This window comes from Brevibacterium aurantiacum (genome assembly GCF_007558825.1).
In the GTDB taxonomy this organism is placed as follows: Bacteria; Actinomycetota; Actinomycetes; order Actinomycetales; family Brevibacteriaceae; genus Brevibacterium; species Brevibacterium aurantiacum_A.
Map to the genome: position 1 here is coordinate 77968 of NZ_VLTK01000001.1, position 21445 is coordinate 99412.

Consider the following 21445-nt stretch of genomic DNA (forward strand, 5'->3'; position numbering starts at 1 on the left):
CGTTGTATCGAGCTCTCAGCCCATAAGTTGGCCTTCATGTCACAGGTCTGAGAGCCCTACTTCTCTTCCCAGTTCTTGCGCAGCAGCTTCTTGTCGAGCTTGCCGACCGAGGTGCGAGGCATCTCCTCAACGACGTTGACTTCGTCTGGCATCTGCCACTTGGCGAAGCGCTCGCTCAGCGTTTCGATAATGGACTCACGGGTCACCTCGGCGCCGTCATCGGCCACGACATAGGCCACTGGACGCTCATCCCACTTCTCATCAGGGACGCCGATGACGGCTGCTTCCTTGACGTTGGGGCTGTCGAGGATCGCGTTTTCCATATCGATCGAGGAGATCCACTCGCCGCCGGACTTGATGACGTCTTTGAGCCGGTCGGTGATCTTGAGGTAGCCGTGGGCATCGATGACACCGACGTCTCCTGAGCGCCACCAGCCGTCGATGAACCGGTCCGCATTGTCGGGCAGCTGGTAGTAGGACTCAGTGATCCATGGGCCGCGCATGACGATCTCGCCCACGGATTTCCCGTCGCGAGGCATCTCCTGACCCGTCGGGTCGACGATCTTGAGATCGACGCCGATGATCGGCAGACCCTGGTAGCGCTTGAGGTCCCACTTCTCCTCTTCGCTGAGGTTCATGCCGGACTTGATACGCCAGTTCGTGGTGGCCAGCGGAGTGGTTTCGGTGGCACCGTACCCGTGGATCACCTCGGCGCCGGTGATCTCCTTGAACCCGCGCATCATCGACAGCGGCGGTTCGGAGGATCCGGAGACGAGGCGGACCCCGCTCAGGTCAGGCGGCTGGGGCATGTTCTTCATCATCGCCAGCATCGGGGTGAAGATCGCCGGCGCACCGTTGGCCAGGGTCACCTTCTCTTCGATGAAGGCCTGGCCGATGGCGCCGAATTCTTCGGCCGCGAACTTGCCGGGCAGGACGAGCTTGGCGCCTGCCGCCACTGCGTTCTGCGGGAAGCCCCAGGAGAGGACGTGGAACATAGGGGTGATCGGCATGACGCAGTCGTCGAAGGTCGCCTGCAGCGCTGCCAGTCCGCCCATCGTGTGCAGGTAGATCGAGCGGTGGGAGTAGTAGACGCCCTTGGGTCGACCTGTGGTTCCGGTCGTATAGCCGGCGTAAGCAGCGGTCTTCTCGTCGACGACGGGCCAGTCGTAGGTCTCAGGCTTGTCGGCGATGAGGTCTTCGTAGAAGACGACATTGTCCAGGGTAGTCTCGATCTCGGATGCCGGCTTGTCGGTCATGACGACCCAGCCCTTGACGTCGAGCTTCGGGGCGAGTGCCTCGGCGACGTGGAGGAGTGATTCGTCAACGAAGATCCAGTCGGACTTCGAGTGGCTGACCACGTAGGCGAGGTCCTCGGGGGCCAGTCGCAGATTGAGCTGGAGCATCGTTGCGGCCACGCCGGGGACCGAGAAGTACAGCTCGAGGTGACGGCGGGAGTTCCAGTCGATGACGCCGACCATGGAGCCTGCGCCCACGCCGAGTTCATCCAGACCATGTGCCAGCTGGGCCATCCGCTTGTACTCATCGGCGTAGTCGGAGCGGCCCCAGGACCCGTCCGAGCGGCGGTAGACAACCTCTGATTCGCCGAAGAAGGTCGCTGCATGGCGGATCAGTGTGGTGGTATTGAGCTGGTAACTGTCACCGAGAGTGGATGGAATGCCTGTAAGCATGAGACTCCTTTGGTCATGGTGGTCGTGCTGGGGTGGAGGTGCCGTGCAGATATCCGGACTATTTTCATCGTCAGACTATCCTGGCAAGTGATTCCGCTCACAACTTTCGCCGCAACGTTACCAATTAGAAACGTGTGGGCGTCGAGTTTCGGGCCCGTCGGCTATTCCCCGCTGAAGTTCGGCCCGCGCTTCTCAATGAATGCGGCGACACCTTCGGCGAAGTCCTTACTTGCCCGCAGGTCCGTCTGCCCCTTGAGCTCCCGATCGAATGAATCGTCGAGTTCGGTCAGTGTCGCTGCGTTGATGGCTTCTTTCGAGGCCGCGAAGGCCAGGGGTGCGCCCTGAGCCCACTGCGCCGCAATCTCCTGCGCCCGGCTCACGTGCTCGCCTGCCGGAGTGACCAGGCTGGCCAGGCCCCAATCCGCGGCCTCCTTCGCCCACACCTTCTGAGCCGTCAGGGCCATCTTCATGGCTCGATGCCGGCCCGCCGAGGCTGCCACGAGTGCTGTTGCCCCGCCGTCGGGCATGAGCCCGATTTTGGTGAAGGCCAGCATCAGATAGGACTCTTCGCTCATCACGGTGTAATCGCAGGCCAGGGCCAGGGAGCAGCCGATTCCCGCGGCCGGGCCCGAGACCGCGGCGATGGTCGGAATCGGCAGATCGATAAGCGATCGGATGATGGCATTGGCCCGATCAAGTCCGAGCCCTCCCCCTTGCACGGACCCCTGCAGGTCGGCACCTGAGCTGAAGGACCGGTCATTGCCGGTGATGATGAGCGCGCGGGCCGTGGTGGCCGCCTTGGCGACGGATTCCCCGACCCCCTCAAGGGTCTCCCTGGTCAGCGCGTTGAGGCTTTCGGGACGATTGATCGTGACAGTCACGACCCCATCTCGCAGGTCGGTGAGAACACTCGAGGTCAAAGCGACTCCTCTTGGTTGGCGCTGGATGTCTGATCTTTCACCCCAACTTTAACGCACGATAAGTTGATCTGGGTCACACGTCTCAGCCGCCGACCCCCAGCGCAATCAGACCCCTTGAGCCACGGCCCCCTCAGATCAGCGCAGCCGCCAGCTGGGTCCCGGTCAGGGGCCGGTCTGCGTAGACCAGGCGCATCGCCTGCGGATCGGGATTGCCCGCGTCGGGAGCTCGATGCTGCAGACTCAGACCGACCTTCTCGACCACTTTCCGTGAGGCCGCATTGTGCTCGAGGAGGTAGGCGATGACAGGCAGTTCAGGCTTGAGCTCCTGGGCCCGAGCAACGGCCAGACGAGAGATCTCACTGGCATAGCCGCGGCCCTGGGCCTCGGGGCGGAAGCGGTACCCCAGGTTCCAATAGGCCTCGATCCGATCCGGGTTCCACTCATCAGCCAAGGGCATGCGCCTGACGCCGCAGCCGCACATCCCCAGCACCGGGCCGTCCTCCGACTCACGGACGATCCATGATCCGAGCCCGTCGATCTCCCAATCAGCGATGCGGGTCAGCAGGTACGCCTCGGCCTCCTCCCGCTTGATCATCCGACCGCTGGGAAAATGTGCCCACACGCGGGGGTCGCTGTAGATCTCGAACACCTCGTCCAGGTCCTGAAGCCCCGGGCGGTCAAGCACGAACGGCTCTGTCATCAGGCGCCGTGGGCAGCACAGATGGCCGCGTCGAGGTCGTTCCACAAGTCGTCGGCGTGCTCAATGCCCACGCTCAGACGCAGCAGCCCCTCGGGGACCGACTCCGGTTCCGAGGCATTGCGCCGACGGCGTTCGATGAGGGATTCCACTCCACCCAGGGAGGTGGCCGGCGTCCACACCCGGACTGCCTCGGCGACGGCGGTGGCCTGCTGCGCAGTCTCCGTGCAGAAGGCGACCACCGCACCGAATCCCGACATCTGCGCTGATGCACGCTCATGCCCGGGGTCGCCGGGCAGACCCGGGTAGCGGGTCTCGACGACGTTGGGGTGCGAGCTCAGCCGTTCGGCGATCAGCGCCGCATTGGCCTGGGCTCGTTCCATGCGCACCGACAGTGTCCGCAGGCCCCGCAGCGCCAGCCAGACCTCGAATGGTCCGGCGATGGCTCCGCGCAGTGAGCGTTCACTATGAAGCCGCTTGTGGAGGTCTTCGTTACTGGTCAGCGCCGCACCGAGGACGACATCCGAGTGCCCGGCGAGGTACTTTGTGACGGAGTGGACGACGATGTCCGCGCCCAGATCAAGCGGCGTCTGCAGGAGCGGAGTCGCGAAGGTGTTGTCGACAACGGTCAGGATGCCGCGATCGCACGCAGCGGAGATGAGTGCGGGCGTGTCAGCGACTTCGAGCATCGGATTGGTCGGAGATTCGATCCACAGCACCGCCGAGGCGGCAGCAACGTCATCGAGTGCGGTGACGACGGCCGCGGTGTCGGCGATGTCGACGGTGACGAAGTCGAATCCGCTGCGCTCGGCGACCTCGCCCGCGGACTCAAGTGACCCCTGGTAGCAGTGCTGGGGCATGATCAGAGTACCGCCACGTGGGACCAGGCTGAGCGCAGCGGCGATCGCCGCCAGACCCGATCCGAAGACCAGTCCGGGCAGTTCGGCATGTTCGAGTTCGGCCAGTGCCTCTTCGAACGGGGTCCAGGCCGGAGTCGAGAATCGCCCGTAGACATGGTCGGAATGGTCGATCTCTCCGCTGCCGACGAAGGTCGAGGACAGTTCGATGGGAGGGTTCACCGACGAACCGTTCGAACGGTGCGGACGACCCGCTTCAACGAGGACGGTTTCTGGTGCGTGGGAGAAATCTCGTGAGGTCATCGTCCCAATATATGCCGAGTGCCGACCGCTCCGCACCGATGTCTCAGTCGTGGCAGTGACGCCTCAGTCTTAGCAGTGACGCCTCAGCCGTGCACGCGCATCATGTGCTCGAGCAGTGCTCTGGCTCCGGCGGAAAGTCGTCGCCTGGGTGACCACACCGCGTGCAGCTCGCGTTCGAGGGCGACTTCGGCCCGCACCGGCAGCGGCACTAGGCGTTGGGCACGGAAATCATCGCGCAGGGCCAGCTCAGAGAGCACGACCGGTGCGATGCCGGTGGCCGCTGCGATCTTCAGCGCCGAGTTCGACCCGTACTCCCCCGCCACATGTGCCCCGCCGAACTGCGCCAACGCGGCGTCGAGAACTTCTCTCGTTCCCGAACCGACCTCCCTGACCAGCAGCGGAACTTCGGCCAGCGCCTCGGCGGCGATCGGAGCAGTCCAGGCATCGGCGAAGGCGGGTGCGGCGGCGATCATGAGGCGGTCATGGCCGACCACCTCGGCGGGGAAATCCTGGGGCAGGGATACGGACTCGATGAGGCCGAGGTCGCAGCGCTGCTCTCGCACGGAGGCGATGACTGCGGAGGAGTTCTCGACCGCCAGGCCCACATCGATGTCGGGGTGAGTCGACGTGAACGTCGTCAAGTACCGGGGCAGCAGGTATTCGGCCACGGTCAGCGAGGCGGACACGCGCACAGTACCGGCCCGCGCGTCCTGGATGGCTCGAGTGCCAGCGTTGAGATCGGCATAGGCGTCGATGACCTTCGAGGCCCACTGGGCAACGGCGTGGCCTTCGGCGGTGAGCTGGGTGCCCTGTGGCGAGCGCCTCAGCAGCGGCACCTTGAGGTCCCGTTCGAGGTTGCGCAGACTGCGCGAGGCATTCGGCTGGGCAAGGCCCATCGCCGCGGCGGCCTGCCCGATGGACTGGGCGCTGGCGCTCAGCGTCACCAGCAGCCCCAGAGCCGGAAGCTCGGGCCAGTCCTGCATTCTGCTGAGGTCTCGCATGCCCCAATTCTGCCATATCAGCGCCATATGGGTCGGTCGAACAATGCCGTCTACCGAAAACCCAAACCGATTGACAGACTGAACTCATGAACCGCATCGTCCGCCTCCTCCCAGGCTTGGGAGTCGCCGCAGCAGCCACAGCCATCGCGTGGCCCGTCTCGATGGTGGCTCCCGTCCTCTCCCCGCTGCTCATCGCCATCGTCTTGGGAATCATCGTCGGAAATGTGCTCCCCGAATTGCCGCAGATCTTCCGTCCCGGTCTCGACTTCGCGGCCAAACCCCTCCTGCGTCTGGGCATTGTGGCCCTCGGTGCGCAGGTCGTGCTCGGCGATATCCTCGATCTCGGCTGGCTGGTCCTCGTCCTCGCCGCGGTCGTCGTCGCAGTCGGCATCGTCTCCGGTCTTCTGCTGGCGCGTCCGTTCCGCGTCGATTCGAATCTCGCGCTGCTCATCGGCTGCGGGTTCGGCATATGCGGAGCCGCCGCGGTCGCCGGGATCGAGTCGACGCTGAAGGCGAAGAAGGAGGATGTGGTCGCGGCGATCGGTCTCGTGGTCCTCTTCGGCACGTTGATGATCGCCGTGATCCCCTCGCTGAGTGTCGCCATCGGGTTGGCCCAGGACACCGCCGGCATGTGGGGTGGGGCGTCCACGCACGAGGTCGCGCAGGTCGTCGCGATCGGCGGCATCATCGGTCCCGCGGCCCTGCAGGTTGCGGTCCTCGTCAAGCTCTCCCGCGTCATCATGCTCGCCCCGACCGTCGCCGTGCTCAGCATGGTGATGCGCCGCAAGGAGAGTCGCGAGCGGGCAGCGATGGCTTCCCCCGCCGCGATGTCACGGAACGAGGCATCGTCTCATTCCCCCGCCGAGGTGGCCCCTCAGTCTTCGTCGACATCTTCGTCGACCGCCGGATCCTCGGCACCTGCGACGAAGCGTCCGCCCATCGTGCCGCTGTTCGTCCTCGGATTCCTCCTCATGGCTGGCCTGCGCACCTTCGGCCTGTTGCCGAACTTCGCGGTCTCCGGTCTGGGCTGGATCCAGACCGTGTGCCTGGCCATGGCGATGTTCGCCCTCGGCCGCGGGGTCCAATGGCGTTCGCTGCGCAACCTCGGCGCCGGTCCGATCGGCCTGGCAGCGACGACGACTCTCATCGTCGCCGTGATCGGGCTCGGCGGTGCCCTGCTGCTGACCTGAGCTCCGGGCTGTTCACTGAGCCGAGCCGAGCTCTTGATGCCGATCTGAACGACGAACGCCACCTTGAGTACCGGGCTCAGTGCACACATGCTGGAAGCTCCTTCTGCGGACGACCCGTTCTGGTTACGATGATTGCGAAGTCGAACCATGATTCAGGCAAAGGGTGCTGCAATGAGTGAGAACGCGATAGTCGTCGGCAGTGGCGTGATGGGAGCATCGATCGCGTTCGCCTTGGCCAGACGCGGATACGCGGTCACCGTCGTCGACAAGAAATCCGGCCCGGCGCAGGGCTCTACCGGGGCCACCAGCGCGATCGTTCGCTTCACCTATTCGCTGCGGGACTCCATTGCCATGGCCTGGGAGTCGAAGCACCTCTGGGAGAACCTGCGCGACCATGTTCAGGCACCGGAATCAGAGCCAGTCGCGGACTTCATCCGCACCGGCATGGCCGTCATCGACATACCCGGGCTGCTCCCGAGCACCATCCGCACAGACTTCGTGGATCTCTCGATCCCCTACGCAGATTGGGACGCGGCCGACCTCGCCCGGGAGCTGCCCGGCGTCGATACCTCGAATCACTATCCACCCGTGCGCCCCGATGATCCGGCGTTCCTCGACGACAGCGACGAGGCAGCGACGGCACTGTACACGCCGGATGGTGGGTACATCTCCGATCCTGTACTGGCAACGGAGAACTTCGCTCGCGCTGCGAAACGACACGGCGCCCAGTTCCTCTATAACGCCGAAGTCATCGGCGTGCACCACAGTGACTCCGGCATCCGCCCCAAAGACAGCGTCACCGGTCAGCCAAGCGCGGCGTGGACGCTCAACCTCTCCGACGGTCGGGTTCTCGACTCCGACGTCGTGGTCAATGCGGCCGGGCCCTGGTCATCGCGGTTCAACGAGCTCGCCGGTGTCGGATCCGACCACGGAGTCACACTGACTCCCCTGCGCCAAGAAGTCCATACTCTGCCGGCGGAATCGACCGTCATCCGCAGCGACGGCACTCCGATTCCTGCACTCCTCGATGCCGGCATCGGCACCTATATGCGCGCCGAGGTGGGCGGTCAGCTGCTCATCGGAGGCTCGGAACCAGAGTGCGATGAGCTGGAGTGGGTCGAGGACCCCGACACTGTTTCGATGAGTGTTCGTCCCGAGCAGTTCGAGACGCAGGCTCTGCGAGCGGCCAAACGCTTCAACGACATCACGATCCCGAACCGGGCCCGTGGAGTTGTCGGCGTCTACGATGCGTCCGCCGATTGGACTCCCATCTACGACCGTTCCGAGGCGGACGGCTTCTATCAGGCGATCGGGACCAGCGGCAACCAGTTCAAGAATGCTCCGATGGTCGGCGAGGCCATGGCAGAACTCATCGACGCCGTCGAGCGCGGTCATGACCACGACCGTGACCCGGTCCGGATTGCTCTTCAGCACACAGGAGGAGAACTGAACCTGGGTACCTTCTCTCGCCTGAGGTCTCCGGCTGGGACAAGCGGAAACGTCATGGGCTGATCTCAGCACTCCACGTTCACGTTCCGATATTTGGGAAATTGCCGCCTTCCCCCTGGTGGTAACCGCGACTGTCGCGACTGAGCTGGTAGTGTCGCTCAGCGAGTCATTCAGTTTCGCTCAGCGAAATTTCAGCCTAAATGGGGAAATCATGCTCCTTCAAATCATTGCGTTGTCGATCTTCATCGCTCTGTTCGCAATCGGCGCGATCCGCGGTGTGCAGATCGGCGTGCTCATGCTCGTCGGCGCCGCCGGAACCGGCCTGTTCCTGACAGACATGACCGTCGACGACATCATCGCCGAGTTCCCGCTCTCCATCATGATCCTGCTGGCCGGGGTCACCTACTTCTTCGCCATTGCGCAGGAGAACGGGACCGTCGACAAGATCATCGACTGGGCGCTGGAGAAGGTCGGGTCCTCTGCCGTCCTCCTCCCGATCGTCTTCTTCGTCATCACAGCCGGCATCGCTTCAATGGGTGCACCCCTGGCCGGTCTCGTGATGATGCCGGTGGGTATGCAGGTAGCCCGCAAGTACGGGGTCGACTATGCGCTGATGGGCTTGGCGATCTGCTTCGCCATCGGCGCCGGCGGATTCGCTCCGACCAGCCTCTACGGCATCGTCACCTACAGCACCGCCCACGATGCGGGAATCGATCTGTCGCCGTTCCTGCTCTTCGGTATCGCCGTCGTCGTCTACCTCGTGATGCTCGCAGTCGCCTACTTCATGTTCGGTCGCACGCTCTTCGGGCGTAAATCCGCCATGGCAGCAGCCGGCTCCGCGCACTCCGGTTCGACGATCTCCCGCGGATCTGCCTCCGCGACGAAGGTGGCCTTCGGTGAGGACGAGGAGGACGAAGCGCTCTTCGACTCATCCAGCACCTCGGCGAGTTCCGAATCGGGTCCCTTCTCCTTCGTGCAGATCCTCACCGTCGTCCTCATGGTCGGACTCATCGGTTCGGTCGTCGTCCTGGCCGCCTTCGGCAAGGAACCCGATATCGGTCTGCTGTGCTTCTTCTTCGGTGCGATCCTCTCGCTCGCCGATCCCAAGACCGGTAAGGCCGCGCTGCCCAAGATCGACTGGTCGACCGTTCTCCTCGTCGGCGGCATCATCACCTTCGTCGGCGTACTGGAGACGATGGGTGCTGTGGACCTGCTCGGTGAGGGCGCCGAGGCCATCGGTTCGCCGCTCATCGCAGCCTTCGTCCTCTGCATCGTCGGCGGTCTGGTCTCAGCGTTCGCATCGACGACCGGCATCCTCGCTGCACTCGTGCCGCTGGCGCTGCCCCTCATCGCCGCCGGCGGAGTCCCCGGCTGGGCGCTCATCGCGGCCCTGGGCGTGTGTTCGGCCGTCGTCGACGTCTCACCGTTCTCGACGCTGGGTGCCACGGTCGTGGCCACGGCTCCACAGGATCACAAGGCACGACTCACGCGCATCCTTGTGAAGTTCGGCATGTCGATGGTCATCATCGGCCCCATCGTCCTCGTCGGCGGTCTCGTCGTCCCGGCAATGTTCTTCTGAGGCTGTGGTCCGGGCCGCTGAGTCGCCCGGACCACAGTGACTGTTCTCAGCACGGTTCCCACGATGCAGATGGTGTCTCTCAGCTCAGCGGCTTGACCAGAACGACGAATTCGAGGTCGTCGACGAGCGGCACACCGAACCGGTCGTCTCCGTAGGGGAAGGGTTCGACCTCTCCGGTTCGTTCGTAGCCGCGGCGCTCGTAGTAGGCGATGAGCTCGGCGCGCTTGTTGATGACGCTCATTCGCAGGGAGTGAGCGTTCCAGCGTTCGATCACCCATGCCTCGGCGAGGTTCATCAGTGCCGATCCCACGCCTTGCCCCTGCCCCAGCGGGGAGACCGCGAGCACGCCGAGGTAGGCGATTCCGTCGACGGGTTCGCGCAGGTAGACGCTGCCGACGGCCTGCCCTTCGGCAGACCGGACGAGGATCATCGACGCATCGGGCTCGGCGAGCATCTCGCGGGCCATATCGGCGTCGAGTCGCTGACCGCTGAGCAGATCCGCCTCGGTCGTCCACCCCTGTTTCGAAGGCTCTCCACGGTAGGCGGAGGCGACGAGTTCAACGTAGTCGTCGATGTCATCGAGGCTGAGTTCGCTGACTTCGAAGCCTGTTTCGTGCAGGATCAGCTTGTGAGCATCGACCATGGTGGCGGGTGCGTAAGAGGACATAGGTCGGCTCCTTGAGGATGTCTGACCGTCGCCGTGTACGGCCGAAAGAACGGGTTGCTCAATAGGTTAGTCGCTCGGTGGGGAACCCAACTATAGTTTCATTTATCAGGACTGACTCATCCACGTGCTGGCATGGGGATGACCGACGCCTTCACCTTAAGGAGTGTTCATGGACCTCGAGATCTCGGACGAGACGTACACCTTTGCCCAGGACATCGCGGCGTCTCGCTTCACGGTGAGCCACGACGACAAGGTCATCGGACACCTCGACTACATCGACCGCGCGGCCAGTCCGGATGACTCGTCCGAATCTGGCGTGCGGACGTTCACCCACACCGAGGTGTCCCCTGCATATGGTGGCCGCGGCATCGCCGCACATCTGGTCCGCTTCGCCCTCGAGACCAGCGCCGAGGCGGACCTGAAGTTCCGTACGACATGCTCCTATGTCATGGAGTTCTTTCGCAAGAATCCCGAATTCGACGAGCTGCGTGCCTGAGCTGGCACACATTTGAGAACGTAGCCGACCCAGACCGTAGCGGCGATGACGATTGCTGCAACGGCGCCCCACAGCAGACCTGGATCGTCTACCGCCAGCTGCGGTATCTCCCTGCCCGGAATGATCGCAGCGAAGGCGCCCGCCGTCAGCGCGCCGAGCCATGATCCGACCATCATCCCGATGTGCCTGCGGATGTCTCCTCGCCGGATCGCAATGACTCCTAGGGTCGTGGTCCCGAAGGTGAAGATCGCGAGCGCGTGGAAGATCGTGAACCTTCCGCTGAGGGTGTAGATGAACATTCCGCTCACGCACACGAGGTACATGAGGATGACCCATGATCGCCCGATCCATCTGTGCCGACGGTCCTTGGTCCGCCGGATGATCTGGACAGGGGCCAAGAGCACAACGCCAGAGGCGGCAAGAGCGTGGATTGCTATGAACATCGTCGTCATAGACCTAAGATAGTTTCACTAACCAAGGGCGGCAACGTAGATAGCGGAACCCGAATTGCTATCCAAGCCAGGTGCCGCCACGCTGCCGCTTCTGCCGATTGGGGACCCGTATGAAACTCAGTGCCCTGGCCCGAGAATCCGGAGTGTCGACCGCCAGCATCAAGTACTACATCCACGTCGGCGTCCTTCTTCCCGGCCTCAAGCGCAACGCGACCACGGCCGACTACTCCCAAGCTCACGTCGACCGCCTCGGCCTCATCACCTGCCTGCGCCGGGAGCTCGGCTCCCCCATCGAGTCCATCGCCGCACTGACTCGGGCCATCGATGACGAGTCCTTGGAGAACATCGAACTGATGGGCATCTGCCAGAGGCTTGCCCTGGAGGCGAGCAATGTCCTGAAGTCCACAGCCGGCTCATCCTCGCATTCCGAGCCTGAACCTGAGCCTGAACCTCAACCTGCAACGGCAGTGGAACCGGCGCCGAAAACTATCGAGAACGATATCCGTGACATTCTGCGAGAACTTGGCTGGCCGGACATTTCGCCAACCGCCGTGGAATCGATGGCAGGCGTGCTCGAGGAATTGAGCGCCTCAGGTTATCCCGTCGGGCGCGACACGATCCTCCGCCACATTCAGGCATTGACAGAGATCGCGGCCAGGAACACCACACCGATCACCGACAGTCTGAGCAGAGATCTGATCTGCGTCGAGGTGGTTCGCGGGATCACGATGCACAACAGACTCCTGGTGGCGACCAGTGCTCTCGTCCATGCTTCGCTGTCGGCTGTGCCTCGAAGCTCGCAATCCTGAGAGTCTCTGACAACGAATTCCGTATAGCCCGCATCGAATATCACCACTACACTGATCACGACTGCTCCCTACCGTGGCTACCGGCGAGCGGCGGCCATGCTTCATCGACAACCGAAGGAGGATCTGTCGTGGACATCACGCCGATCATCGACAAGCTCAACACCGGACTGTTCATCAATGGTCAGTGGCGCGATGCCGAGGGTGGAAAGACCATCGACGTTGCGAACCCCGCGACCGGTGACCTCATCACCACGGTCGCAGACGGCTCGGCAGCCGATGCCGAAGAGGCCATCAAGGTCGCCGGTGACACCCAGGAATCATGGGCCGCCACCCCGCCGCGCGAACGCGCTGAGATCCTCCGCCGTGCCTTCGAACTCCTCATCGAACGTGCCGACGACATCGCGGCGGTCATGACCGCCGAGATGGGCAAGCCCTTCGCCGAGTCCAAGGGCGAGGTCACCTATGGAGCAGAATTCTTCCGCTGGTTCTCCGAGGAAGCCGTGCGCGTCGGCGGCCAATACACTCAGTCCACCGATGGCAAGACCCGCGTCATGGTCTCCCGCGAGCCCGTCGGGCCCTGCATCCTCATCACCCCGTGGAACTTCCCGCTGGCCATGGGCACCCGCAAGATCGGCCCAGCCATCGCCGCCGGCTGCACCATGGTGTTCAAGCCTGCGAAGCTGACCCCGCTGACCTCCCTCATGCTCGTCGACGTGCTCATCGAGGCTGGCCTGCCCGCCGGTGTACTCAACGTCGTCACCTCCGAATCCGCTCGTCGCGTGGTCACCCCGTGGATGGAGTCCGGAATCGCCCGCAAGGTCACCTTCACCGGCTCCACCGAGGTGGGCGTGGGCCTGCTCAAACAGGCCGCCGACAATGTCATGAAGACGTCGATGGAGCTCGGCGGCAACGCTCCGTTCGTCGTCTGCGAGGACGCCGACATCGATAAGGCCGTCACCGGTGCGGTCCAGGCGAAGATGCGCAACGGCGGCGAGGCCTGCACCTCGGCGAACCGTCTGTTCGTCCACTCCTCCGTCGCTGAGGAGTTCTCGACGAAGCTGACCGAGCGCATCGGTTCGATGAAGGTCGGCAACGGCCTCTCCGAAGGCACCGAGGTGGGCCCGCTTGTCGATCAGGATTCCCTGGATAAGGTCGCCGGCCTCGTCGATGATGCTGTGTCCAAGGGCGCGAAGGTCCTCACCGGCGGGTCGAAGATCGAAGGCAAGGGCTTCTTCTACAGCCCGACCGTCATGACCGAAGTGCCGCTGGACTCCGAGATCCGCACCACCGAGATCTTCGGACCCGTCGCACCCATCGTCACCTTCGAAACCGATGAGGAGGGCATCGCTCTGGCCAACGAGACCGAGTTCGGTCTTGCCGGCTACCTGTTCAGTGAGAACGTCGAGCGCGCTCTGAACCTGGCCGACAAGATGCAGGTCGGCATGGTCGGTCTCAACACCGGCTTGGTCTCCAACCCGGCCGCACCATTCGGCGGTGTGAAGAAGTCGGGCCTCGGCCGTGAGGGCGGAAGCGTGGGCATCGAGGAGTTCCTCGAGATCAAGTACGTAGCCCTGCCTCGCGCCTGATCCCGCGCAATACCCGCGCACAGACAACGCGCATGTCGTGCATCAGTGCATGGCATGCGCATTGTGTGTGCGCAGGCGCATGTCCACCCACTGCTTGACCTCGGGTCTCGAGGTGACCTCGGGCCGCGGGGTGACACCCGACTGGGGGTTCTCACCCTTGCGCGGCTCCTTCCCGGCGAACACCGCAGGCACATCGTCGAGTGCCAGCGCCGGACCCATGATCTTCTCTGCGGGTATCTCGTCGAGCAGGTCCACGGCCTCTGCCATGTCCCGAGGATGCTCGTAGATGAATGACCCTTTGATGCGCAGCTGCTTCTGCACGATGTTGAAGCTGGAGGCGCCGAGGTGGTGGTGGTCTTCTCCGACCAGTGTGATCGCTGCGAACGGTGCAAGGTGGTCTACGACGGCACCGAGGGCCTCAGGCACTCCGGCGGCGTCAATGATGACGTCTGGAGCGGGGCACTGTCCCGGTGTGAATACCCGGGCTCCGAGTTCGACCGCCAGCGCGCGACGTCCGCCGTTGGGCTCACTGACGAATGGGCGATACCCCTGCGCGACGAGGGTGAAGATCGAGAGCAGCCCCTGGGCGCCGGCACCGAGCACGAGGACGCTCTCTGTCCCGTCGAGTCCCGTTCGTCGGATCGCCGAGGCAGCGACGGCGAGAGGCTCGACGCACACTGCTCGTTCGAGCGCCATCTCCGGGGGCAGTCGATGACAGAACTCGCTGGGGTGGTCGACCACCTCGGCGAGGAAGCCCGGCTGGGTGAGGACTCCCGCGCTCAGCCGCGAGGTGCAGGCGGAGGTGATACCGAGTTTGCAGTACGCGCACCGGCCGCAAGTGATGTTCGGCTCGAGAGCCACCCGATCCCCGACGGCGAATCCGTGGGTACCAGAGCCAACCTCGGCAACTTCACCGATGCCTTCGTGGCCCAGCCGCCACGGAAGCTCGGGTGGTGTGCGCAGGCCGGTGGCCAGGCCCTGGTCGGTTCCACAGATTCCAACGGCGAGCATCCGGACTCGGAGATCACTGCTGCCCACAGGCCCCTTGGGCAGTGGACGGTCGAGGATCTCGACGCGGTCCGGTGCTGTGATCTCCGCTGTGCGCATCAGAGCTGGATTGCCTTTGCGTCAGTCTTCGAAGCGCGCTCATCGTTGCGTTCGACTCGCCACTGGTGGACGAGGTACATAGCGATGGCGATCGAGATAAGGCATCCGCCTGCCAGGTACGCGGCGACGAGATACCACGAGCCGTTGCCGACGCCGACGAGGAAGGTCGCGATGAACGGGGTGAAGCCACCGGCGATGGCACTGGCCAGCTGGTAGCCGACGCCGGCTCCGCTGTAGCGGAATTCCGGGCTGAACATTTCGGCGAACAGGGGCTGCTGGACGCTGACGACGGCGTCGTGGGCAAAGTTGATCAGCAGCACGGCGAAGATGACGATCGCAACGATGTTGCCGCTCTCGAGGGCGAAGAAGAATGGGATCGCGCAGACGAGGCCGACGGTGCCGCCTGTGAGGTAGACACGGAGTCGCCCGTACTTGTCGGAGAGGTAGGCGAATGCGGGGATCGTGATGATACCGAGTCCGCCGACCAGCAGGGTGATGTTGAGCATCACAGCCCTGTCGAGTCCGAGTTCATCCGTCGAGTACGACAGTGCGAATGTGGTCACGATGTACATGGTCAGCAGCTCGATGAAGCGCAGGCCGATGATCTGGAAGATCTGGGCCGGGTAGCGTTTGAAGGCCTCGAAGATCGGCAGCTTCGCGACCTTGTCCTCTTTGGCGTTCTTCACACGCTCGACGTATTCTTCGGACTCCTGGACGCCGGAGCGGATCCAGAGGCCGATGAGGACGAGCACGGCACTGAAGAAGAAGGGAATGCGCCAGCCCCAGGCGAGGAAGGCTTCCTGCGAGAAGTTGGCACTCAAGAGCGCGACAAGGCCAGTGGCCATCAGGAGCCCGAAGGAGTATCCGATCTGGACGCCGCTGGAGAAGAAGGCGCGCAACTTCGAGGGAGCGCTTTCGACGGCCATGAGTGCCGCGCCGCCCCACTCTCCGCCGACCGCGACGCCCTGGACGCAGCGCAGCAGAACGAGCAGCGCCGGTGCCAACCAGCCGACGGCGTCGTAGGTGGGGAGAAATCCGATGAGAGCCGTGGCGATGCCCATGATCGTCATCGTCCAGATGAGCATGGATTTGCGGCCGAGCTTGTCACCGAAGTGGCCGAAGATGATGCCGCCGAGAGGACGGAAGATGAAGCCGACGCCGAAGGTCGCAAATGCTGCCAAGGTTCCCGCATGGGCACTGTAGCCGGGGAAGAAGAGTTCACCGAAGACCAGTGCTGCAACGATGCCGTAGAGGAGGAAGTCGTACCACTCGACCACTGCGCCGATGAAGGAGCCGACGGCCGCGCGTCTGGCGCGCTTGAGTTCCTCGGTGTTCGCAGCAGTCTGATTCTGTGCTGTGGACATGGCATTCTCCTTCGAATGGTGGAGCCGTAGGACGATGGCAGTACTGTCGGTTCGAGTTAACGCAGATCACATTATCACGATGTACGCTTTACGTACATATGTGCACTATACGCACACTCGTAAGTTCGTGTGACCATAGTCCAGGTCGTTGCTTCCGTCAACCGCGGAGGACGTGCGTCGCTGCGACAGATACCCTGGAGAGGTGAAGTCAGAGTTGAGTCCCACCGAGGAACCGTCGCAGAGCCCTCACTACGTCAAGTCCGCCGAGAAGACCTTGGCCGTGCTCCTCGCCTTCAACGCCGATACCCCCTATCGCACCGTCACCGAGGTGGCCGCCGCCACCAATCTGACGCGGGCCGCAGCCCGGCGCTTCCTCCTCACTCTCGTCGACCTCGGCTACCTGTCGACGGAGGGCTCGCACTTCGCGCTGACTCCTCGAGTCCTCGACGTCGGAGCCGGCTTCCTCGCCGGCTTGGATCTGCCGAAGATCGCCCAACCGCATCTCAATGAGCTGGCCCTCGACCTCGACGAGTCCGCGACGTTGAGCATCCTCGATGCAGATGACGTCGTCTACATCGCCCGGGCTGCAGCCCCGCGACTCCATGCAGTCACCGTCAACCTGGGGAACAGGCTTCCCGCCTGGGCCACATCCATGGGCCGGATGCTCATCGCGGAACTGCCAGAGTCGTTCCAGGAGCAGTTCCTCGAACGAGTTGAGATCTCACCGTTCACCGACCACACCGTGTCATCGGCCGCCGAGCTCGGTGACGAACTCAGCCGGATTCGCAGGCAGGGCTGGTGCCTTGTGTCGCAGGAGCTCGATGACGGTCTCCGCGGGCTGGCTGTTCCGATTCGCCGAGGCGACAACACTCTCGCCGCGCTCAACGTGTCCCTGCATACGTCTCATCTGCGCGGGCTCTCCATCGAAGACGACCTCGTACCCCGCCTGCAGCAGGTGGCGGCATCGATTGCAGCGGACTTCGGTGGACGCTCAGCCTGAGGCGGCCCCGGTGACGGGGTCCACCTCGTTCAGGACAGCCATCCGCATGACGGAGCATCCATGATTCTGCCCGAGGTCCGCGACCCGACGATGGTGACGATTCGACGCGGCGGCACATTGACCGATGCTGATCATCGACTTCTGGCTCTGTGGGCAGCCGACTGCGCCGAACATGTCCTGCACCTCTTCGAGCGCGAGGCTCCGGAGGACACACGAGTCCGTGATGCCGTGGCTGCGGCCCGCGCTTGGGCTGACGGCACCGTGAAGATGATGCAGGCGCGCGCCTCAGGAGGACACGCCATGGGAGCTGCCCGTCCCCTGCGCGGCGCAGCTCGGTTCGCAGCCTATTCGGCAGGACAGGAAGCCTGCGTCGGTCATGTCGCCGAACACGATCTTGGTGCTGCCGCCTATGCCATCAAAGCCGCACGCAGCGCGAATCCCGAGGATCCAGGCGCGGGACAGGCTGAACGCGACTGGCAGAGGGAACGACTGCCCAGGCAGATACGCCAACTCGTCCTTGCAGATCAGAGGCGACGCAACTCCATCTGCTGGTTCCTTTTCGACACCGACTGAATCTGCGAAGTACGGTTATCTGCGCAGCGCAGTTGCCTGCGAAGTCAGGCGCAGTTGCCTGCGAAGTCAGGCGCGGCGTCGGGCGAGCACGTCGTCGACGGCGCCCATCTCGGGAGCTTTGTTCGTCCTGATCGCCTTGCGACCGTGCTCCAGCGGACTGTCGTCACGAGCCGAGTCGCTGAGCTCGGGACGGTAGCCGAGTTCGGCGGCGAACTGAGCCGCGATGTCCTCACGGCTGCGGGCCTTGGTCTCATACGACGAGTAGGACGACGCATCCGCTGCCTTCGCTTCGGGGACCGGATGCTCAATCTGTGGGGCATCGACGTAGCTGGGGACCGGCAGCGGCGTCGGTGACCATGCAGCACGTGCCTGCAGTCGCTGCATGAACGGATCGCTGACCTCGACGGTGTCGACGCTCGACGCGGTCGCGACGACTTCGGATTCCTGGGCGGAATCGCTCTCGGCAACAGACTCATTGTGCGGCGAGGACTCAGCTTCTGCAGCCGATTCCGCTTCGCGGGTCGAGGCCGCGGTCGGTACGGAATCGTCTGCCTTGATCACGGATGCCGACTCGGGTGCAGCCGGCTTCGACACAGAGTCAGAACCTGCGGCAGCTGCCCCTTCACCCTGTGCTTCTGCGGCGTCGGGCGCTGCTTCTTCGACGATTGGGATCGGTCCGGTGAGCAGCACCTGACGGGTGGTGTGTCCTTCTGCAGCTTCGTTGCGAATGCGCACGAGCGGAATCTCGCCGGTGTCGGCCTCTTCTTTGCTCTGCTTTGCGCTCACGTTGCGCTGCATGACGGCACGCGCCTGAGCAGCCTTCGTCGATCCTGCCGACCGGGCCTCACTTGGCTTGGTGTTCGGTGCCTTCGATGCGGCTGAATTCGGTGCCTTCGATGCGGCTGAGTTCGGGGCAGCAGGCGTTGAGGTGGCGGCTGGTTTCGCAGCCGCGCTTGTCGACTGCGTCGTGCTCTTCTTCGGGGCGGTGCGCTTGGTCTTGGGATTCCGGCTTTCGAGCTCCCGGAGGCGAGTCTTGATCTCCCGTTTGCGCAGGTTGAGTGTGCGCACGATGGCCAGGGAGACGATCACGAGTCCGAGGAACACTCCGGTCAGTGCGACATGGACGACCGAGAACATCGCAAGCACGCCCGTCACCAGAATCCCCAGGGTGGAGGCGAGGAAGAGCAGTCCGAATCCCCGCGTCATGGTGCCCAGCGATTTCATCGACTCGCGCAGTGTCGTTGCTTTCTCAGTCATCGAATGGTCCTCATCGGCTCCGAAAGTCGGATTGGGAATCTGTGTACCTCGTCTGCTTGTCTCTGTTCTGTCTGTGGTGACAGCTTCATCGGATCGGCTCTGCGGCGATCGCGGCTGGATCCGCCCCGGCCGGATCGGAACCGTCCCGGAACGCTCGCCGAGGTGGCTGGCGGTTTCGGAGCCTCTGCTCGCCGTCGAAGCCTGCCCGTTCGTGCTGGGGCCGTTCGAACCCTGCTGCGACTGATTGAACACGGCGTGCACTGCCGGGTGCAACATCCGAACGTTATCGGTCGTCGCCGAGGCGGATGCCTCGTAGCCGCGGTGGCTGTCGAGGTAGGTGGAGCTGGTTTCACCGACGGCCACGGGAAGGAGGCTGCGCTGGTGCTGCTCGTCCGCCTCGGCGGTGGTGGATTCTGTGTCTATGGTCGAACTCGAGTCTGCGTGTCCGTCGATGACGGCGAACTCCGGCGCCTGTGCGGAGAGGCTGAGCTTCGGTGTGCCCGCCAGCTCGTCGACGTCGGGTCGTGGGACGGTTGGTTCGATGGTGGCCGAGGAGTGGAAGACTCTTGCGCGTTCGGTGTGGTCGTGGCCAGGGATCTGGGGGTCGGCGTCGATGACCTGGGCCTGATCAGGGACGGTGTCGATCTCGACGCGGGACAGCTCCGTCGCTGACTTGCGGATCATTGTGGGCACGACAACGACGAATACCACGATGATGGCGATAACGACGATGATGCTGGTGTCCACACTGCAACCCTAGAGTGCCCGGTTCGGCAACGACGTGAAGGGATGTGGTGTGTCGGTCAAACAGGTGCTAAGTTCACAGCTTTCTCAGGCTGTGACGGTAGGCGGCGAGAATTCCCTGCGGAACCTCCTCGGCGACCAGGGCGAACGTCCGGTGGTCACACCATCGGCCGTCGATGTGCATGTACTTCTCACGCAGCCCCTCATCGCGGAAGCCGAGCTTCTCGACCACACGCAGGCTGGCCGTATTCTCGGGTCGGATGTTGATCTCAATCCGGTGCAGCCCCAACGCGAAGAGGCAGTGGTCGGCAGCCATGGCAACGGCGATGGGAGTGATGCCGCGGCCGGCAACTCTCGAATCGATCCAGTAGCCGATCTGGCCGCTGAGGATGGATCCCCAGCTGATGCTCGACACGGTGAGTTGGCCGCGGAATTCACCGCCGACTTCGATCGCCAGCGGCACCGACTGTCCCCGTTTGGCCTGCTTGTCGTACATGCGGACCATGCTTCGAAACCCCGGAAGCTGCTGGCCGGGGATCGGCAGCGTCGCATCCCAGGGACGCAGCCAATTCCGGTTGTGCCGACGGACCTCTCGCCACTGACTTTCGTCGCGCCGATTCAACGGGCGCAGCACGATGTCGGACTGCTGATCAGTCAGGATGACTGGCCACAAACGGCTGCCTCCGCTCTCGGGTGCTCAATCAGTAATGTCCGCTGTTGCATCGGTGCAGCGATGCTGGGGCGCGGTGATGCTGGGGTGCAGTGACGCTGAAGACGGTCAGGGAAGTGTTGCCACGTATTCCTTGAGCCAACTGTTGAGGTCAGCACCCAGGTCCTCGCGGGCGCTGGCGATCTGCACGACGGCCTTGAGGTAGTCCAGCTTGTCACCGGTGTCGTAGCGAGCGCCCTTGAAGACGACTCCGTAGACCCCGTTGCCGCCCTCCTGTCGAGCGAGGACCTGGAGGGCGTCGGTGAGCTGGATTTCATTGCCGCGGCCCGGTTCAGTGGTCTCGAGGACGTCGAATATCTCCGGTGCGAGGACGTAGCGGCCGATGATCGCAAGATTCGAAGGGGCTTCACTCCGCTCTGGCTTCTCGACCAGGCCGGTGACCTTGACGACTTCGTCATCGGAGGTGGGTTCGACTGCGGCGCAGCCGTAGAGGTGGATCGCCTCAGGAGGAACTTCCATGAGCGCGACGACGCTGCCGCCGGTCTTCTCGGCAACGTCGATCATCTTCGGCAGAATCGGGCTGCGTTCGTCGATGAGGTCATCGCCGAGCAGAACCGCGAACGGTTCCTGGCCCACGTGCTGGCGGCCCTTGAGCACGGCGTGGCCAAGGCCCTTCGGGTCACCCTGGCGGACGTAATGGATGTCGGCGAGTTCGGACGCGTGACGAACAGCGGCGAGCTTCTTTGTGTCGCCCTTCTTCGCCAGTGCGGCTTCGAGTCCGTCGACGCGGTCGAAGTGGTCCTCCAGAGGTCGCTTGTTGCGACCCGTGATCATGAGGAGGTCCTGCAGGCCGGCATCGGCTGCCTCTTCGACGACGTATTGGATGGCCGGTTTATCGACGACGGGCAGCATCTCCTTGGGAGTCGCCTTTGTGGCGGGGAGGAAGCGGGTACCAAGTCCGGCCACAGGGATCACGGCCTTGCGCACAGTGCGTTGCGGTTCATCACTCATGTCGCTCATCTTAACCAAAGGATGT

General features: G+C 63.6%; 20 protein-coding genes. 8 read left to right on the forward strand and 12 right to left on the reverse strand.

Annotation, left to right across the window (positions count from 1 at the left end; translation table 11 throughout):
• Positions 1–56: 56 nt before the first annotated feature.
• The 5 genes from FO013_RS00420 to FO013_RS00440 form a co-directional block, all read right to left on the reverse strand.
• A complete protein-coding gene (locus tag FO013_RS00420) occupies positions 57–1688 on the reverse strand; it encodes a long-chain-fatty-acid--CoA ligase (RefSeq protein ID WP_143920520.1) in 1632 nt (543 codons plus the stop codon).
• A 161-nt stretch (positions 1689–1849) separates the two neighbouring features.
• A complete protein-coding gene (locus FO013_RS00425; RefSeq protein ID WP_143920521.1) occupies positions 1850–2608 on the reverse strand; it encodes an enoyl-CoA hydratase in 759 nt (252 codons plus the stop codon).
• 130 nt (positions 2609–2738) lie between these two features.
• Positions 2739–3308, reverse strand: a complete 570-nt coding sequence (locus FO013_RS00430) for a GNAT family N-acetyltransferase (RefSeq protein WP_143920522.1) — start codon at positions 3306–3308, stop codon at positions 2739–2741.
• Positions 3308–4465 carry a trans-sulfuration enzyme family protein gene (locus tag FO013_RS00435; protein ID WP_143920523.1) on the reverse strand — a complete coding sequence of 386 codons (1158 nt, stop codon included), beginning with the start codon at positions 4463–4465 and terminating at the stop codon, positions 3308–3310. Before FO013_RS00435 ends, FO013_RS00430 begins: the two co-directional genes overlap by 1 nt.
• 83 nt (positions 4466–4548) lie before the next feature.
• The gene (locus FO013_RS00440; protein WP_143920524.1) at positions 4549–5466 is read right to left on the reverse strand and encodes a LysR substrate-binding domain-containing protein; all 918 of its coding nucleotides are present in this window, start codon (positions 5464–5466) and stop codon (positions 4549–4551) included.
• 86 nt (positions 5467–5552) lie between these two features.
• Between FO013_RS00440 and FO013_RS00445 the strand changes: the two genes are divergently transcribed.
• From FO013_RS00445 to FO013_RS00455, 3 genes are all read left to right on the forward strand, one after another.
• Positions 5553–6656, forward strand: coding sequence for a YeiH family protein (locus FO013_RS00445; protein ID WP_143920525.1), 1104 nt, complete (start codon positions 5553–5555; stop codon positions 6654–6656).
• 171 nt (positions 6657–6827) lie between these two features.
• Positions 6828–8168, forward strand: coding sequence for an NAD(P)/FAD-dependent oxidoreductase (locus FO013_RS00450; RefSeq protein ID WP_143920526.1), 1341 nt, complete (start codon positions 6828–6830; stop codon positions 8166–8168).
• 148 nt (positions 8169–8316) lie between these two features.
• Entirely contained in the window at positions 8317–9684 is a 1368-nt protein-coding gene (locus FO013_RS00455) for an SLC13 family permease (protein ID WP_143920527.1), read from the forward strand.
• Between the two features lie 79 nt (positions 9685–9763).
• Here FO013_RS00455 and FO013_RS00460 read toward each other — a convergent pair whose 3' ends face one another.
• Entirely contained in the window at positions 9764–10351 is a 588-nt protein-coding gene (locus tag FO013_RS00460) for a GNAT family N-acetyltransferase (RefSeq protein ID WP_143920528.1), read from the reverse strand.
• Positions 10352–10520: 169 nt separating this feature from the next.
• Here FO013_RS00460 and FO013_RS00465 point away from each other — a divergent pair, with 169 nt between their 5' ends.
• Positions 10521–10847 (forward strand): GNAT family N-acetyltransferase, encoded by a 327-nt coding sequence (locus FO013_RS00465; protein WP_143920529.1) that lies wholly within the window; start codon positions 10521–10523, stop codon positions 10845–10847.
• On the opposite strand, the gene FO013_RS00470 is transcribed toward FO013_RS00465, so the two are convergent.
• Positions 10793–11299: a DUF2306 domain-containing protein gene (locus FO013_RS00470; protein WP_143920530.1), complete on the reverse strand. Its 507-nt coding sequence runs from the start codon at positions 11297–11299 to the stop codon at positions 10793–10795. The genes FO013_RS00465 and FO013_RS00470 overlap by 55 nt on opposite strands.
• A gap of 110 nt (positions 11300–11409) precedes the next feature.
• On the opposite strand from FO013_RS00470, the gene FO013_RS00475 reads away from it, so the two are divergent.
• Together FO013_RS00475 and FO013_RS00480 are read left to right on the forward strand one after the other, a co-directional pair.
• Positions 11410–12108 carry a MerR family transcriptional regulator gene (locus FO013_RS00475; RefSeq protein ID WP_143920531.1) on the forward strand — a complete coding sequence of 233 codons (699 nt, stop codon included), beginning with the start codon at positions 11410–11412 and terminating at the stop codon, positions 12106–12108.
• Positions 12109–12236: 128 nt separating this feature from the next.
• A complete protein-coding gene (locus tag FO013_RS00480) occupies positions 12237–13694 on the forward strand; it encodes an NAD-dependent succinate-semialdehyde dehydrogenase (RefSeq protein ID WP_143920532.1) in 1458 nt (485 codons plus the stop codon).
• Between the two features lie 42 nt (positions 13695–13736).
• On the opposite strand, the gene FO013_RS00485 is transcribed toward FO013_RS00480, so the two are convergent.
• Complete coding sequence (locus FO013_RS00485; protein ID WP_143920533.1) at positions 13737–14801, reverse strand: zinc-dependent alcohol dehydrogenase; 1065 nt, start codon at positions 14799–14801, stop codon at positions 13737–13739.
• Positions 14801–16165 carry a shikimate transporter gene (gene shiA, locus FO013_RS00490; RefSeq protein WP_143920534.1) on the reverse strand — a complete coding sequence of 455 codons (1365 nt, stop codon included), beginning with the start codon at positions 16163–16165 and terminating at the stop codon, positions 14801–14803. The genes FO013_RS00485 and shiA overlap by 1 nt, the downstream gene beginning before the upstream one ends.
• 202 nt (positions 16166–16367) lie before the next feature.
• Between shiA and FO013_RS00495 the strand changes: the two genes are divergently transcribed.
• Both FO013_RS00495 and FO013_RS00500 read left to right on the forward strand, forming a co-directional pair.
• Positions 16368–17165, forward strand: a complete 798-nt coding sequence (locus FO013_RS00495; protein ID WP_260847886.1) for an IclR family transcriptional regulator domain-containing protein — start codon at positions 16368–16370, stop codon at positions 17163–17165.
• Positions 17166–17225: 60 nt separating this feature from the next.
• Positions 17226–17738 (forward strand): putative immunity protein, encoded by a 513-nt coding sequence (locus tag FO013_RS00500; RefSeq protein WP_143920535.1) that lies wholly within the window; start codon positions 17226–17228, stop codon positions 17736–17738.
• Between the two features lie 66 nt (positions 17739–17804).
• Here the strand turns inward: FO013_RS00500 and FO013_RS00505 are convergent, their stop codons facing one another.
• From FO013_RS00505 to galU, 3 genes are all read right to left on the reverse strand, one after another.
• Entirely contained in the window at positions 17805–19742 is a 1938-nt protein-coding gene (locus FO013_RS00505; RefSeq protein WP_143920536.1) for a hypothetical protein, read from the reverse strand.
• Between the two features lie 73 nt (positions 19743–19815).
• Positions 19816–20412: a GNAT family N-acetyltransferase gene (locus FO013_RS00510; RefSeq protein ID WP_143920537.1), complete on the reverse strand. Its 597-nt coding sequence runs from the start codon at positions 20410–20412 to the stop codon at positions 19816–19818.
• A gap of 105 nt (positions 20413–20517) precedes the next feature.
• A complete protein-coding gene (galU, locus tag FO013_RS00515; protein ID WP_143920538.1) occupies positions 20518–21420 on the reverse strand; it encodes a UTP--glucose-1-phosphate uridylyltransferase GalU in 903 nt (300 codons plus the stop codon).
• Between the last annotated feature and the right edge of the window lie 25 nt (positions 21421–21445).

Excerpts from the sequence above, each read along its gene's own strand:
- FO013_RS00440 (WP_143920524.1), bottom strand. The coding sequence starts at position 5,466 with ATGCGAGACCTCAGCAGAATGCAGGACTGGCCCGAGCTTCCGGCTCTG.
- FO013_RS00445 (WP_143920525.1), top strand. The coding sequence starts at position 5,553 with ATGAACCGCATCGTCCGCCTCCTCCCAGGCTTGGGAGTCGCCGCAGCA.
- FO013_RS00420 (WP_143920520.1), bottom strand. The coding sequence starts at position 1,688 with ATGCTTACAGGCATTCCATCCACTCTCGGTGACAGTTACCAGCTCAAT.
- shiA (WP_143920534.1), bottom strand. The coding sequence starts at position 16,165 with ATGTCCACAGCACAGAATCAGACTGCTGCGAACACCGAGGAACTCAAG.
- FO013_RS00475 (WP_143920531.1), top strand. The coding sequence starts at position 11,410 with ATGAAACTCAGTGCCCTGGCCCGAGAATCCGGAGTGTCGACCGCCAGC.
- FO013_RS00500 (WP_143920535.1), top strand. The coding sequence starts at position 17,226 with ATGATTCTGCCCGAGGTCCGCGACCCGACGATGGTGACGATTCGACGC.
- FO013_RS00430 (WP_143920522.1), bottom strand. The coding sequence starts at position 3,308 with ATGACAGAGCCGTTCGTGCTTGACCGCCCGGGGCTTCAGGACCTGGAC.
- FO013_RS00450 (WP_143920526.1), top strand. The coding sequence starts at position 6,828 with ATGAGTGAGAACGCGATAGTCGTCGGCAGTGGCGTGATGGGAGCATCG.
- FO013_RS00465 (WP_143920529.1), top strand. The coding sequence starts at position 10,521 with ATGGACCTCGAGATCTCGGACGAGACGTACACCTTTGCCCAGGACATC.
- galU (WP_143920538.1), bottom strand. The coding sequence starts at position 21,420 with ATGAGTGATGAACCGCAACGCACTGTGCGCAAGGCCGTGATCCCTGTG.
- FO013_RS00460 (WP_143920528.1), bottom strand. The coding sequence starts at position 10,351 with ATGTCCTCTTACGCACCCGCCACCATGGTCGATGCTCACAAGCTGATC.
- FO013_RS00435 (WP_143920523.1), bottom strand. The coding sequence starts at position 4,465 with ATGACCTCACGAGATTTCTCCCACGCACCAGAAACCGTCCTCGTTGAA.
- FO013_RS00485 (WP_143920533.1), bottom strand. The coding sequence starts at position 14,801 with ATGCGCACAGCGGAGATCACAGCACCGGACCGCGTCGAGATCCTCGAC.
- FO013_RS00455 (WP_143920527.1), top strand. The coding sequence starts at position 8,317 with ATGCTCCTTCAAATCATTGCGTTGTCGATCTTCATCGCTCTGTTCGCA.
- FO013_RS00470 (WP_143920530.1), bottom strand. The coding sequence starts at position 11,299 with ATGACGACGATGTTCATAGCAATCCACGCTCTTGCCGCCTCTGGCGTT.